General features: G+C 68.4%; 10 protein-coding genes. 8 read left to right on the top strand and 2 right to left on the bottom strand.

Annotated elements, in window-relative coordinates; all coding sequences use genetic code 11:
• Nucleotides 1-98: 98 nt before the first annotated feature.
• The 8 genes from ligA (at nucleotide 99) to V2J18_RS12355 (ending at nucleotide 11,656) form a co-directional block, all read left to right on the top strand.
• Nucleotides 99-2,624: an NAD-dependent DNA ligase LigA gene (gene ligA / locus V2J18_RS12390; RefSeq protein WP_336131925.1), complete on the top strand. Its 2,526-nt coding sequence runs from the start codon at nucleotides 99-101 to the stop codon at nucleotides 2,622-2,624.
• On the top strand, nucleotides 2,621-3,610 hold the full coding sequence (gene epmA, locus V2J18_RS12385) for an EF-P lysine aminoacylase EpmA (protein WP_064747864.1): 990 nt from the start codon (nucleotides 2,621-2,623) through the stop codon (nucleotides 3,608-3,610). Before ligA ends, epmA begins: the two co-directional genes overlap by 4 nt.
• 114 nt (nucleotides 3,611-3,724) lie before the next feature.
• Entirely contained in the window at nucleotides 3,725-4,480 is a 756-nt protein-coding gene (locus tag V2J18_RS12380) for a DUF3011 domain-containing protein (protein ID WP_079248160.1), read from the top strand.
• A gap of 203 nt (nucleotides 4,481-4,683) precedes the next feature.
• Entirely contained in the window at nucleotides 4,684-5,451 is a 768-nt protein-coding gene (locus V2J18_RS12375; protein WP_336131924.1) for a DUF3011 domain-containing protein, read from the top strand.
• Nucleotides 5,452-5,634: 183 nt separating this feature from the next.
• Nucleotides 5,635-6,690 (top strand): S-methyl-5-thioribose-1-phosphate isomerase, encoded by a 1,056-nt coding sequence (gene mtnA, locus V2J18_RS12370; RefSeq protein ID WP_336131923.1) that lies wholly within the window; start codon nucleotides 5,635-5,637, stop codon nucleotides 6,688-6,690.
• Nucleotides 6,691-7,441: 751 nt separating this feature from the next.
• Nucleotides 7,442-10,138, top strand: coding sequence for a DNA gyrase subunit A (gene gyrA, locus V2J18_RS12365; protein ID WP_336131922.1), 2,697 nt, complete (start codon nucleotides 7,442-7,444; stop codon nucleotides 10,136-10,138).
• Nucleotides 10,139-10,441: 303 nt separating this feature from the next.
• The gene (locus tag V2J18_RS12360) at nucleotides 10,442-11,050 is read left to right on the top strand and encodes a YceI family protein (protein ID WP_064747869.1); all 609 of its coding nucleotides are present in this window, start codon (nucleotides 10,442-10,444) and stop codon (nucleotides 11,048-11,050) included.
• Nucleotides 11,051-11,299: 249 nt separating this feature from the next.
• On the top strand, nucleotides 11,300-11,656 hold the full coding sequence (locus V2J18_RS12355) for a DUF1428 domain-containing protein (RefSeq protein WP_064747870.1): 357 nt from the start codon (nucleotides 11,300-11,302) through the stop codon (nucleotides 11,654-11,656).
• A gap of 289 nt (nucleotides 11,657-11,945) precedes the next feature.
• Here the strand turns inward: V2J18_RS12355 and V2J18_RS12350 are convergent, their stop codons facing one another.
• Together V2J18_RS12350 and V2J18_RS12345 are read right to left on the bottom strand one after the other, a co-directional pair.
• Nucleotides 11,946-13,862 (bottom strand): M4 family metallopeptidase, encoded by a 1,917-nt coding sequence (locus V2J18_RS12350; RefSeq protein WP_075575100.1) that lies wholly within the window; start codon nucleotides 13,860-13,862, stop codon nucleotides 11,946-11,948.
• A 735-nt stretch (nucleotides 13,863-14,597) separates the two neighbouring features.
• Entirely contained in the window at nucleotides 14,598-14,771 is a 174-nt protein-coding gene (locus tag V2J18_RS12345) for a hypothetical protein (RefSeq protein WP_336131921.1), read from the bottom strand.
• Nucleotides 14,772-15,058: the final 287 nt, after the last annotated feature.

Genomic DNA, 15,058 nt, shown 5'->3' with positions numbered 1-15,058 from the left:
CGGTCGCGCGCTCCGCGACGCCCGCCATCCACAATTGCACGTTTCCCGTTCAAAATGCCCTCCGCCCCGTCGCACATGCCGTGCCAGGACGCCGACCCGTGACCACGAAGAACTCCGCGGACTCCGCCGCGCAACGCGTCGCCGCGCTGCGCGCCCAGCTCGAAGACGCCAACTACCGCTACTACGTACTCGACGACCCGACCCTGGCCGACGCCGACTACGACCGTCTGCTGCGCGAGCTGGAGGCGCTGGAGGCCGCGCATCCCGAGCTGGCCTCGGCCGACTCGCCGACCCAGCGCGTCGGCAGCACGCCCGCCGGCCACTTCGAGGAGGTCCGTCACGCGGTGCCGATGCTGTCGCTGGGCAACGCCTTCAGCGACGAGGAAGTGGCCGACTTCGTGCGCAAGATCGTCGACCGCCTGGACGTCGAGGCGCCGTCGTTCTCGGTCGAGCCCAAGCTCGACGGCCTGGCGATCAGCCTGCGCTACGAGGACGGCCACTTCGTCCAGGGCGCGACGCGCGGCGACGGCGCCACCGGCGAAGACGTCACCGCCAACCTGCGCACGGTCAAGGCGATTCCGATGCGGCTGCGCGGCGAAGGCTGGCCGCCGGTGCTGGAGGTGCGCGGCGAGGTCTACATGCCGCTGGCCGCGTTCAAGGCCTACAATGAAAAAGCGCTGCGCGACGACGGCAAGGTGTTGGCCAACCCGCGCAACGGCGCCGCCGGTTCGCTGCGCCAGCTCGATCCGCGCATCACCGCGCAGCGGCCGCTGGCGTTCTACGCCTATGCCGTCGGCGTGGTCGAGGGCTACGAACTGCCGCCGACCCATTCGGCGACGTTGCAGCAGCTGCGCGAATGGGGCTTCCCGGTCAGCGCCGAGAGCGGCGTGGTCGCCGGCACCGAAGGCCTGCTCGGCTATTACCGGCGGATGGGCGCCAGGCGCGACTCGCTGCCGTTCGACATCGACGGCGTGGTCTACAAGCTCGACGACTACGCCGGCCAGCGCGAGATGGGGTTCGTCTCGCGCGCGCCGCGCTGGGCCATCGCGCACAAGTTCCCGGCCCAGGAACAGTCGACGGTACTGGAAGGTATCGACATCCAGATCGGCCGCACCGGCGCGGCGACCCCGGTCGCGCGGCTGAAGCCGGTGCAGGTCGCCGGCGTGGTGGTGACCAACGCCACCCTGCACAACGCCGACCAGATCGCCCGCCTCGACGTGCGCATCGGCGACACGGTGATCGTGCGCCGCGCCGGCGACGTGATTCCGGAAATCGTCCGGGTCGTGCCCGAGTACCGCGATCCGCACGCGCCGCAATGGCGCATGCCCGAAGCCTGCCCGGTGTGCGGTTCGGAAATCGTGCGCGAAGAGGGCGAAGCGGTGTGGCGCTGCTCCGGCGAGCTGACCTGCGCCGCGCAGCGCAAGGAGGCGATCCGCCATTTCGCCTCGCGCCGGGCGATGGACATCGAAGGCTTGGGCGAACGGTTTATCGACCTATTCGTCGAAACCGAGGTCGTGAAATCTCCGGCCGATATCTATGCGCTTACTCTGGACGACCTGATCCTGGTCAAGCTTGTGCTCGACGCCAGTCCTTCTACTGTCGAGATGTCGTTGCGCATGCACTTGTCGGCGAATCAGAACGAGGAGGCTGCAAAACTCTTCGAAGCTCCCTCGGCGTTTCGGCCCGAGGTGTTGGTCGATGCCGATAGTAACGACTGGCGTACGGATGGGCGTCAGTACGTCATTAGAATAGTGCGTGATCGTGCAGTTCGCTTCGAGTGGAATAGGAAGAAGATCGCGACCAAGTGGGCCGAAAACCTAGTCGAGGCCATCGACCACAGCCGCCGCACCACCCTGGAGCGGTTCCTGTTCGCGCTCGGTATCCAGCATGTCGGCGAGAGCACGGCCAAGGCGTTGGCGCTGTGGTTCGGCGATCTGGAACTGATCCGGCGCCTGCCGTGGCCGCTGTTCAAGCGCGTGCCCGATATCGGCGGCGAAGTCGCGCGTTCGCTCGGCCATTTCTTCGACCAGCCCGGCAACCAGCAGGTGATCGACGACCTGCTCGCGCGCAAGGTCGAGATCGGCGACGCCCACGCGCCCTCGCCGAAGCTGCGCGATGGCCTCAACCTGGCGACGCTGCTGGTCGACATGGAGATCCCCAAGGTCACCAAAATCCGTGCCGACCAGCTCGCGACTGCGTTCGGCGATGCGCAGAAACTGCTGGATGCCCCGGAACACGCCTACATCACCGCCGGCCTGCCGGCCGACAGCGCGCAGGCGCTGGCCTCGTGGCTGAGCGTGGACGAGAACGCGCAGTTGCTGACCCGCGTCGGCGAGGCGCTGGCGCGGCTGGACGCATTGACGCCCGCCGCATCGACCGCCGCGGCCGGACCGCTGGACGGCCAGACCGCGGTGCTGACCGGCACCCTGTCCGCGCTGACCCGCGACGAGGCCAAGGCGCGCCTGGAGGCGCTCGGCGCCAAGGTCGCCGGCAGCGTATCCAAGAAGACCGCGTTCGTGGTCGCCGGCGAGGCCGCCGGTTCCAAGCTCGACAAGGCCCAGGAGCTGGGCGTCGAAGTCTGGGACGAAGCGCGCCTGCTGGCCTTCCTGGCCGAACACGAATGAGCGCGGCCGGCACGCCGTGGCGGCCGTCGGCTTCGTTCGAGGCCTTGCGCCTGCGCGCGCGGCTCAACGCCGCGGTGCGCGGTTTCTTCGCCGAACGCGGGGTGACCGAAGTCGAGACCCCGGTGATGTCGGTGGCCGGCAACACCGATCCCAACATCGCCTCGTTCTCGCTGCAGTTCAGCGGCCGCACCGATGGCGCGCCGCGCATCCGCTGGCTGCGCACTTCGCCGGAGTTTCCGCTCAAGCGGCTGCTCGCGGCCGGGTTCGGGGATTGCTACGAACTCGGGCGGGTGTTCCGCGACGGCGAGGCCGGCGGCCGGCACAACCCCGAATTCACCATGCTGGAGTGGTACCGGGTCGGCTGGGACCATCGCCGGCTGATCGGCGAAACCGCCGACCTGGTGCGCACCGCGCTGGCCCTGGTCGGTCGCGAAGCGCCCCTGGACACGATCCGCTACCGCGATCTGTACCGCGACCGGCTCGGGCTGGACCCGTTCGTCGCCGACGAAGGGCAACTGCGCGCCGCATTGGGCGAGGTGGTCATCGATCCGCAGGGGCTGACCCGCGACGACTGGCTCGACTTGCTGATGACCCACCGCCTGCAGCCGGGTTTCGCCGCCGACCGCATGCTCGCCGTATGCGACTACCCGGCTTCGCAATGTGCCTTGGCGCGGCTGCGCGACGACGGCGACGGCCATCCGGTCGCCGAGCGTTTCGAGCTTTACCTGGGGCCGCTGGAAGTCGCCAACGGCTACCACGAGCTGGCCGACGCGGCCGAGCAGGGCGCCCGTTTCGATCGCGACCGCGCCCTGCGCGGCGAGCGCGGCGAGTCGGCGCCGCCGCGCGATCAGGCCTTGCTCGACGCGCTGGCGGCGGGGTTTCCGGATTGCGCCGGGGTCGCGCTCGGCGTCGACCGGCTGCTGATGGCGATGCTCGGCACCGGCCGCATCGCCGATGCGCTGGCGTTCGACTTCACGCGTGCTTGATGGCGATGAACCCCCCTGAACCGTGCAGCTTCACGTTGCGGGCCGACGCCGCGTTTTGATTGCAAGTTAATGCGACGCGGTTAGAGTGATCGCATTGGGTCTGGGGGGCCATGCATGCGTAGTTTGACAGCCGCGATCCACCTACTGGCGTTCGCGGGCGTGGCCTGCGCGGTCGGCGTGGCGCGTGCCGAACCGGTCGGAGAGCGCCTGTACGGCGGGCGCCTGTTGCGCTGCGCCTCCAGCGGCGAGGAAGTGGTGCGTTGCCCGGCCGATACCCGCGAAGGCGTGCGGCTGATCCGCCGCACGTCCGGCAAACCCTGCGTCGAAGGCACCAGTTGGGGCGCCGATCGCGGTGGCGTCTGGGTGACCCAGGGCTGCGCGGCCGACTTCGTGCTGGGCAAGGGCGGCCGCGGCCGCGACAGCACCTCCGGCGCGCGGGTGATCAAGTGCGAATCGCGCGGCGGGCGCTGGAACCATTGTCCGGCGCGCATCGTCGACGGCGTCGCCCTGGCCCAGCAATTGTCCAAGCAGCCTTGCCTGCGCAACCAGACCTGGGGCGCGGACGAGCAGGGCATCTGGGTTGCCGGCGGCTGCCGCGCCGAGTTCCGCCTGATCGGCGGCGAAGCGGCGGCGGTTGCGGTACCCGCAGCGCCGGAGCCGCCGCGCAAAGCCTTGCTGCGCTGCGAATCGCAGGACCGCCGCGCACGCCGCTGCGAGGGCGATACCGGCCTCGGCGTGCGCTTGGTCAAGCAGCTGTCCAATTCGGAATGCATCGAGGGCCGCAGCTGGGGCTACGACGCCCACGGGGTCTGGGTCGAGGACGGCTGCCGCGCCGAGTTCGAGCTGGACTACCGCCGCGGCGGCGGCTGAGCGATAGCCGCGCCGGTACTGTGGTCCGGCCTCCGGCTCTGCGACCGACGGCGCATGGCGCAGTGCGCCATTGGCGGCACACTAGGCGCTGAGTGAACGGGGCCGCAACGCGCCGACTTCGCGCATCGCCGGTCACCGAAATCTTGAGCTGACGTTAAGCGGGTTCAGCTAGAGTCCTCGGCACATTGACAAGGAGCACGCACATGTCCGCACGCATCGTTTCCGGATTCGGTCTGTTGATCGGCCTCGGCTTGGCCGCCGGCGCGGTCCAGGCCGCGCCGCAGTACGACGACTACTACGGCAATGACGGCACTTTCCGCTGCGAATCCGACGGCAACCGGCAGCAGCGCTGCGACGCCGACACGCGCGGCGGGGTGCAACTGGTACGCCAGCTGTCCAAGTCGTCCTGCATCCAGGGCCGCACCTGGGGCTACGACCGCTACGGCGTGTGGGTGACCGACGGTTGCCGCGCCGAATTCGCTTCCGGTCGCGGCGGCGGCTGGAACGGCGGTGGCGGCGGCTGGGGCGGTGGCGGTGGCGGGGACGTCGTGCGCTGCGAATCCGACAGCGGCCGTACCCGCAGCTGCAGCATCTCCGGCAACCGCGCGCGCCTGCAGCGCCAGTTGTCCAATTCGCCGTGCATCGAGGGCCAGACCTGGGGCTCGCGCCCGGGCCAGGTCTGGGTCAGCGGCGGTTGCCGCGGCGAATTCGTCGCCGGCCGCGGCGGCGGCTGGAACGGCGGTGGCGGCGGCTGGGGCGGCGGCGGCGGCGGTTGGGGCGGCGGCGGTCAGGAGATCAGCTGCGAGTCGAACAACAACCGCCAGAATCGCTGCAACATGACCGTGCGCCGCGATGTGCGCCTGCTGCGCCAGAACTCGGGTTCGCCGTGCGTGGAAGGCCAGACCTGGGGCTGGGACCGCAACGGTGTGTGGGTCTCCAACGGTTGCCGCGGCCGCTTCATGGTCAACTGATCGGGCCCGACCGTTTAGGCCCAACCGATCGGGCCTGACACGAGCGACCCGCGACGCCTTCGCTGCTGCGCAGCGGAGGCGTCGCCGTTTCCGGCGGCCGCGTTCTCCTGTCTCCCGCCAGCCTGTGCGCCCTCACGGCCTGCACGCTCATGGCCGGCGACACGCATCCGCTAAACTATCCCCATGAACGACGCCATCGACTTCGACCGCTACGACCGCATCCGCCCGATCCGCTGGACCGGCGACGCCCTGGAACTGCTCGATCAGCGCAAGCTGCCGTTCGCCGTCGAGTACGTGCGCTGCGAGGACAGCGATGCGGTCGCCGCCGCGATCCACGCCCTGACCGTGCGCGGCGCGCCGGCGATCGGCATCGCCGCGGCCTGGGGCACGGTGCTGGCGGCGCGGTCGGTCGAGGCGTCCGACGGCGCCGCGGCGCTGGCGCAGATCGAGCCGGCGATGCAGCGGCTCAATGCCGCCCGCCCGACCGCGGTCAACCTGGCCTGGGCGCTGGCGCGCATGCGCCGGGCGCTGGCGTCGACCGGCGCCGATTGGCGCGAGGTGTTGAGCCGCGAAGCCCAGGCCATCGCCGACGAGGACCTGGCCGCGAACCGGCGCATGGGGGCGCTCGGCGCGGCGCTGATCGCGCCCGGCAGCGGCGTGCTGACCCATTGCAACACCGGCTCGCTGGCCACCGCCGGCTTCGGTACCGCGCTCGGCGTGATCCGCGCCGGCGTCGCCCAGGGCCGCATCCAGCAGGTGTTCGCCGGCGAGACCCGGCCCTGGCTGCAGGGCGCGCGGTTGACCGTGTGGGAGCTGGAACAGGACGGCATCGCCCCGACTCTGATCGCCGACGCCGCCGCTTCGCACCTGATGAAGAGCGGCAAGGTGGGCTGGGTGGTCGTCGGCGCCGACCGCATCTGCGCCAACGGCGACACCGCCAACAAGATCGGGACTTACCAGCTGGCGATCGCCGCCCGCCACCACGGGGTCAAGTTCATGGTCGCCGCGCCCTCGTCGACGGTGGACATGGTCACCGCCAGCGGCGATGCGATCGAGATCGAAGAGCGCGATCCGGGCGAGCTGTTCGCGGTCGGCGGCCAGCGCACCGCGGCCGAGCGCATCGGGGCCTGGAACCCGGTATTCGACGTCACCCCGCACGAGCTGATCGACGCCATCGTCACCGAGCGCGGCGTGATCGAACGCCCGGATGCGGCGGCGATGAAAGCGGCGTTCGGCTGAGCCCGTGCGGCTGTCGGGGCCGCAGGCGCGCGGCCGCCGGTTTCGAATTCTCGCCTGGATATCGCCCTGACATCCCGCCTTCGCGGGGAGGACGGCCGATCGGGAATGCCGCGAACTTCCAGGCCGTTAGGCCCGCGCACGAGGCGCCATGTCCCGGCCCGTCCTCCTGGCGAAGGAGCGGGTGCGGCGGCCTCTAAATCCTGCCTCGATTAGCCCTGGATGCGCGGCCGCGGGGAAGTCGGACGCCGGGCCCGCATCCGCGGCCACGACAGCGTGGAGTTCGCTCGCGACTCTTGCGGCCGTCATCCCCGCAAGACCGGGGGCGGAGAGGTCAGCGCCCTACGTCGGCAAAGCCCTGGATGGGTGTCCCGGTCGGCGCGCGGAGATTTCGGGGGGACGTGCTCCGTCATGCCTCCACGACGTTTCCGGCAGCCCTGGGGCGGCACCGCGCGTGCGCTCGGCCCGGGTCGCATCGGGCCCTCGCGGGCTCCCGCATGGGCCGCTTTTCGCCGCTTTCGCCGCGATGCTGCAACGCAGCTGAAAATAACGCTCAAGTGATTGTTTCTGCGTGGGAATCGCGGCCCTGTGCGAGCGCATTTCGTGCTATGATTTCCTGTCTCTTTGATGCCGCCCCGAGCGAGCTGCAGGACAGGCCCGCCGGGGTGCTGTTTTCGGCTTCCAGCGCGGCGTTCCGACCGGAACGCCGAGGCCCGCGCGGGGCGGTCGAACCACCGCCCGCAACGGAACCCTGATGGCCGAACTCGCCAAGGAAATCATCCAGGTCAATCTCGAAGACGAGATGCGCCGCAGCTACCTCGATTACGCCATGAGCGTGATCGTGGGCCGCGCGCTCCCCGACGTGCGAGACGGCCTCAAGCCGGTGCATCGTCGCGTGCTGTACGCGATGAACGAACTCGGTACGCACGCCAACAAGCCGCACTTCAAGTCGGCGCGTATCGTCGGCGACGTGATCGGTAAGTACCACCCGCACGGCGACCAGTCGGTGTACGACACCCTGGTGCGCATGGCGCAGCCGTTCTCGCTGCGCTACCTGCTGGTCGACGGCCAAGGCAACTTCGGCTCGGTCGACGGCGACGACGCCGCGGCGATGCGTTACACCGAGGCGCGCATGACGCGCCTGACTCACGAGCTGCTGGCCGACATCGACAAGGAAACCGTCGATTTCCAGCCCAACTACGACGAAAAGGAACTCGAGCCCACGGTCCTGCCGACCCGGGTGCCGAACCTGCTGGTCAACGGCTCGGCCGGCATCGCGGTCGGCATGGCGACCAACATCCCGCCGCACAACCTGGTCGAGGTGGTCAACGCCACCATCGCCCTGATCGACGAGCCGGAGATCGACGTCGACGGCCTGATGGCGCACATCCCGGGGCCGGACTTCCCCACCGCCGGCATCATCAACGGCACCGCCGGGATCGTGGCGGCCTACCGCACCGGCCGCGGCCGCGTGCGCATGCGCGCCCGCGCCGAGATCGAGGTCAACCAGGACACCGGCCGCGAGGCGATCGTCGTCACCGAGATCCCCTACCAGGTCAACAAGGCCCGCCTGATCGAGAAGATCGCCGAGCTGGTCAAGGAGAAGAGGCTCGAAGGCATCAGCGAGCTGCGCGACGAGTCCGACAAGGACGGCATGCGCATCTTCATCGAGATCAAGCGCGGCGAGTCGGCCGAAGTGGTGCTCAACAACCTCTATCAGCAGACGCAGATGGAGTCGGTGTTCGGCATCAACATGGTCGCCCTGGTCGACGGCCGCCCGCAGCTGCTGACCCTGAAGCAGGTGCTGGAAGCCTTCGTCCGCCACCGCCGCGAGGTGGTGACCCGCCGCACCATCTTCGAACTGCGCAAGGCGCGCCAGCGCGCGCACATCTTGGAAGGCCTGACGGTCGCGCTCGCCAACATCGACGAGATGATCGAGCTGATCAAGACCTCGGCGAACCCGAACGAAGCGCGCGAGCGCATGCTGGCCAAGACCTGGGAACCGGGCCTGGTCGGCGCCTTGCTGGCCGCTGCCGGTTCGGAGGCCTCGCGTCCGGAAGACCTGCCGCCGGGCGTCGGTTTCGCCGACGGCCGCTACCAGCTCACCGAAGTCCAGGCCAACCAGATCCTGGAAATGCGCCTGCACCGCCTGACCGGCCTGGAGCAGGAAAAGCTGACCGAGGAATACCGCCAGCTGCTCGACGCGATCCGCGGCCTGATCGAGATCCTCGAGCACCCGGACGTGCTGCTCGACGTCATCCGCACCGAGCTGCGCAACCTCAAGGAAGAGTTCGGCGACGAGCGCCGCAGCGAGATCCGCGCCAGCGAGGAAGACCTCGACATCCTCGACCTGATCGCGCCGGAAGACGTGGTCGTGACCCTGTCCCATGCCGGCTACGCCAAGCGCCAGCCGGTCAGCGCCTATCGCGCGCAGAAGCGCGGCGGCAAGGGCCGCAACGCCGCCGCGACCAAGGACGAGGACTTCATCGACAAGCTGTGGCTGGTCAACACCCACGACACCCTGCTGACCTTCACCAGCACCGGCCGGGTGTTCTGGCTGCCGGTGCACCAGCTGCCGGAGGCCGGCCCGAACGCGCGCGGTCGCCCGATCATCAACTGGCTGGCGCTGGAGGCCGGCGAGCAGGTGCAGGCGGTGCTGCCGGTGCGCAGCTACGACGAAGACCATTTCGTGTTCTTCGCCACCCGCAACGGCCGGGTCAAGAAGACCCCGCTGACCGAGTTCGCGTTTAAGCTCGCGCGCGGCAAGATCGCGATCAACCTCGACGAGGGCGATGCCCTGGTCGACGTCGCCCTGACCGACGGCAACCGCGACGTGATGCTGTTCGCGTCCAACGGCCGCGCCTCGCGCTTCTCCGAATCGACCGTGCGGCCGATGGGCCGCACCGCCGGCGGCGTGCGCGGCATGCGCCTGCTCGCGGCCAGCGAGTCCGAGGCCGACGAAGCGGCGGTGCCCGAGGGCGATGCCGACGCGGCCGACGTCCCGAACGACACCGGCACGGTGGTGGTGAGCCTGGTGGTGGTCGACGGCGACGGCGACATCCTGACCGCCAGCGAACGCGGTTACGGCAAGCGCACGGCGATCGAGGAGTACCCGCGCAAGGGTCGCGGCACCCAGGGCGTGATCGCGTTGAAGACCACCGAGCGCAACGGCGCTCTGGTCGGTGCGATCCAGCTCAGCGATCACCACGAGGTGCTGATGATCTCCGACGGCGGCACCCTGGTGCGCACCCGCGCCGCCGAGATCTCGCAGGTCGGGCGCAACACCCAGGGCGTGACCCTGATGCGCTTGTCCGAAGGCGAGAGCCTGCAGACCATCGAACGCGTCGACGCCTCGCTGGACGAGAGCGAGGACGGCGGCGAGGGCGAAGCGGCGGTGGCGGTCGGCGAAGCCGCGCCCGACGCGGCGGGCTCGCCGGTGCCGGAGGCCTGATCGCCCGGTCGCCGGGCGCGATCGCGAAAAACGCCGCCTTCGGGCGGCGTTTTTCGTTGCGGGCGGGCTCTTGTAGGAGCGGCGTGAGCCGCGACCGTCGAAGCGGTTTACGTGAGCGTCGCTTGCGGAGGTCGTCCATACGGCGTCGACCATCTGCGCCGTCCTGGCTTCGGACGCCGCGCTTGCCTACATCGCTTCGGCGGTCGCGGCTCACGCCGCTCCTACAGTCGGGGGCTGCCCCGATTGCGGCGGCCGGCGGTGCGGTGCTAGCGTGCCCGCGACTTTCCGCCACGGAACTACTTCATGAACAAGCTCGCGCTTTGTCTCGTAACCCCGTTCGCGCTCGCCGCCGGCGCCGCCACCGCCGCGCCGACGACCTACGAGATCGACCCCAGCCACACCTATCCGAGCTTCGAAGCCGATCACATGGGCGTGTCGGTGTGGCGCGGCAAGTTCAACAAGTCCAAGGGCAGCGTGGTCCTGGACAAGCAGGCCGGTACCGGCACGGTCGAGATCGTGATCGATACCGCCAGCATCGATTTCGGCTTCGATGCCATGAACGAACATGCCAACAAGCCGGACTTGTTCGACACCGCCAAGTTTCCGACCGCGACCTACAAGGGCAAGCTGGCCGAGTTCCGCGACGGAGCACCGACCAGGGTGGTGGGCGAACTGACCCTGCTCGGCGTGACCAAGCCGCTGGAACTGAAGATCAACACGTTCAAGTGCATCCCGCACCCGATGTTCAAGCGCGAGCTGTGCGGCGCCGACGCCAGCGCGCAGTTCCAGCGCGACCAGTTCGGCATGGACGCGGGCAAGGACTACGGTTTCGACATGAGCGTGAATCTGCGCATTCAGGTCGAGGCGGTGGCCAAAGCCGACGCCAAGGCCGAGGTAAAGACCGGCGAATGAGCCGCGATCCGCGTATTCAGCGAACGCCGCCGCATGGGCGGCGTTTTGCTTTGCGGGCCACCGCGGGCTGTCGAATTCCGGGTGCCCGGCTCGTCGTGGCAATGAGCCGCTCCGACGGCGCTCCGCTGTGCCGCAGTTCGCGGCCGGCGTATGCGCACGGCGTTATGGTGGCGATGCGTGGCGGACCGCCCGATGCGGTGCCGTCGTCCTGTTCCTGAAACGGGGGCATTCCCCCGATCGGAGGAAGTGATGAGCTACGTCGATGGTTATGTCCTGCCGGTGCCGAAGGCCAATGTCGCGGCCTATCGCAAACTGGCGCGCAAGGCCGGCAAGATCTGGATGGAACACGGCGCGCTGCAGTACGTCGAAACGATCGCCGACGACGTCAAGCCGGGCAAGTCCACTTCGTTTCCGCAGAGCGTGAAGCTCAAGCCGGACGAGACGGTGGCGTTCTCGTGGATCGTGTTCAAGTCGCGCAAGCACCGCGACAAGGTCAATGCGCTGGTGATGAAGGACCCCCGCCTGGACGGGATGGGGCCGCAGGCGATGCCGTTCGACATGAAGCGGATGATCTTCGGCGGGTTCAAGCCGATCGTGCAGTTCTGAGCCGCAAGCGCGGCACGCCACGCCGGGCAACGACGAATCCCACAGCCCCCTTTTTCAAAAGGGGAAGCGCGGGCTGGCGTCAGGCTCGACGGCATCTGGCGTGCTGTGGACGCGGCAGTGCCGGTCTTCGACCGGCATCTGCATCCGCATCCCCAATCCCCAATCCCCAATCCCCAATCCCCAATCCCCAATCCCCAATCCCCAATCCCCAATCCCCAATCCCCAACCAAAAAAACCCCGGCCGAAGCCGGGGTTTCTCTTGCTTGACGCCGCTAGGCGCCGATCGCGATCAGAACGTGATGCTCCACGTATCGATGCGGCCGGTGTCCAGGTTGGCGTTGTCGTTCACGCGCAGCTTCCAGGTGCCGTTGAGCGGTTCGCTGGAGAGGTTGAACGTGTAGGTGCCGGTGACGTTGTCGGCGCTGCCGCCGGCGCGGTTGGTGATGTTGTACAGCGAACCGTCCGGCGCCACCAGGTCGACCTTCAGGTCGCCGCGGTAGGTGTGGATGATGTTCACCGAGACCTGCGCATTGGTCGGGGCGTTGCCGGTGCGGCCGGAGACCGTGATCGGGCTGTCGACGGTGGAGTTGTCGTTGATCGCGTAGTCGGTGCCGTTGGTGTACGTGGTGCCAGGGCCCGGGCCCGGGCCGCCGGGGCAGTCGACGCCGACGGTCAGAAACGCGTCGGAAACGTCGGCCACGGTGTAGCCCAGATCGGTCGCCGCCTTCTCGACGCCGCAGGCGCCGTTGTTGAAGTCGGTGCTCGGGGTCCAGTAGTCCTTGTTCGCCTTGGCGAAGGCCTTGAACGCCTTCGGCGTATCCCAGCCGGCCTTCCTGGACAGCAGGTAGAACGCGCGGTTGTACACGCCGGACGAGTAGTGCACGTCCATGCCGCTGGTGTAGTTGCTGGCGTGGCCGATCGAACGGCCGTCGCGGGTCGGGTCGTCCATGTAGCGCAGCGCGCCGTTGGCCTTGAAGATCTGCGCGCCGACCAGGTAGTCGTTGCTGCCCTTCATGAAGAACTCGGCCGCTTCGCCGGCGATGTCGGAGAAGGCTTCGTTGATGCCGCCCGACTGGCCGGAGTAGATCAGGCCCGACTGCTGCTCGGTGAAGCCGTGCGAGACTTCGTGCGCCGACACGTCCAGGCTCACCAGCGGGTAGAAGCGCGTGGCGCCGTCGCCGAAGGTCATCGCCGAGCCGTCCCAGAACGCGTTCTCGTAGCTGTTGCTGTAGTGCACGCGCATGCTCAGCTGGAACGTCAGCGGCGGCAGGCCGACGTAGCTGTTGTACATGTCGAACACGACCTTGCCGAAGTAATGCGCGTCGTTCAGCGGCGAGTAGGCGCCGTTGATGGTCTTCACCGTGTTGCGCGGGCAGGTGTACGAGAACGCCGTGCTGCCGCTGGTGCCGTGATTGAGGTTCACGGTCTTCACGTTGGCGTTGTTCATCGTGCAGGTGCTGCCGCTCTGCGCGACGTCGTTGTAGCCGTAGTTGGTGCCGTACTCGTACTGGCCGGTCTTCTGGTTGCCGCCCGGGCCGGTGCCGATCAGGGCATGGTTCAGGCCTTCCCACTGCTTGAGGATCTTGCCGCTGTTGGCGTCGACGATCACGAACGGACGGGTCGGCTCGCCGCCCTGGGCGGCATCGGCGAAGTAATTGACGACGTAGGCCATGTGGGCGCGGCCGTTGTCGTCGATGTAGATCATCTGGCGGCTGCTTTCGTTGCGGGTCTGCAGCGCCGAGGCGCGCTTGCCCAGCGCGGCGCTCTTGGCCAGGCTCAGGGCCTGGGCCGAGCTCAGCTTCGGCGCGGCGGCCGGCAGTTCCGCGGCCAGGCCTTCGACCGAGCGGCCGAACAGGGTGCGCACGTTGCCCTGGGCGTCTTCGCTGACCACCACGTGCTCGCCGAACACCGGCACGCCGCGGAAGGTCTGCTGATAGCGGTAGTTGCGCACGCCGTTGCCGTCCTGGCTGCTCTTGAGCTGGACCAGCGAGGAGTCGGCGTCGAGCGAGATCAGTTCGGCGTGGCGGACGCTGGCCTTGGCGGCGACGCCGGACTTGGCGACCGCGGCCCGGTACTGCTTGTTGAGCTGGGCGACATCCTTGCTGTGCAGGTCCACGCGCTGGGCCGCGCCGGCGGCGCCGGAGACGAGAGCGAGCGACAGGGCGAAGGACAGGGCATGCAGGCTGGGCGATACGTAGCGATTCACTGGTGTAACCCCCGAAACGAGTTGGATGGAGGCCGCGGGCGCGGCCGGCTCTCATTGCTCGTGCATCCGCTCCCCCGTAGCCCGTCGCGCGACGGCGCGCATGGCCGTCCGTGCCTCAGCGCCTGCGCAGGCGAACCTCGTGCGGATACCGCGCTGACGCGTCGCGCGGCGGACGGCACGCTAGGGGCGGGGCGAAAAAGCCGTCAACGGCGGCTACGGAGGTCACATAGCGAATGCGACCTGTGCGCTATGCGCCGCAACATGATTTCTTCTGAAATCGTTCTGTCATCGGCTTTGCGCGATTTGGCGGATCGATTTTCTCGCACAGCGCGAGTGTAATAATGTTTCGAATATTATGCTGCGTCGCAGCAATAACTTGCGGCCAGGCCGCGCGCGGTTATGCAACGGATCGGATTTTCCAATGTGATCGCGGGCTTGTTTGCCGCGATCTTGCGGGTTTTTTAGCGCCGGGGCGCGCTTCGCGCCGGTTATGGCGGCAGCGGCATATTCGCGCGATTTCGCAGTTTCCGAATCCGACAGACTTTCCAGAGGCGGTTGTGATGCGGGTCCGGGCGATTCTGCAATCGCCCTCGCAGCCCCGGATCATTATCTTTCGACATGAGCCGGCGAATCGATCGCCGATATTCGTCTGCGCGCCGTGCGCCGCGCCGGCGGCCGAGGACCCGCGGCCTCGGCCGCGGGTCCGCAACGACGGTCGAACTCGGAGGGCGGGCCTTAGTGGCCGCCGGTGCCGGTATGCCACAGCGGCACGCCGGCCGCGGTGTAGATCACCACGTTGCCGTCGGTCTGCAGGATCGCCGAACTCGGGCCGTAGCCGGCGGTGATCGACGACCACAGGGCCTGGCCGCTCTGGGTGTAGATCACCAGGTTGTCGTCGCTCTTGCGCATCGCGAATCCCGGTGGCGACGTCGATCCGGGTCGCCAAGACGGCGCGCAGTCTAGGCAGGGCGGACCGGGCCGGCAGTGACGGCGGTGCCAAGTCGACGGCCGCTGCGCGGGCGCGGTTGCGTTCAGTGACGGCAGTCGAACCGACAACGGGCGCGATGGCCTTAACCGATCGTCAGCGAGCGTTCGGGCGGACGGTCGCCGACGGTTGTCGATCACCAAGCCCGCTCTATACTCGTCGCAGTTTCTGCAAGGACACGCACGATGCGCTCGCACGGCCAGGACGGATC

Origin of the sequence: Lysobacter firmicutimachus, assembly GCF_037027445.1 — a bacterium.
Taxonomy (GTDB): domain Bacteria; phylum Pseudomonadota; class Gammaproteobacteria; order Xanthomonadales; family Xanthomonadaceae; genus Lysobacter; species Lysobacter firmicutimachus.
The sequence above is the reverse complement of the archived record's forward strand: the minus strand, read 5'-3'. Positions and strand labels throughout refer to the sequence as shown.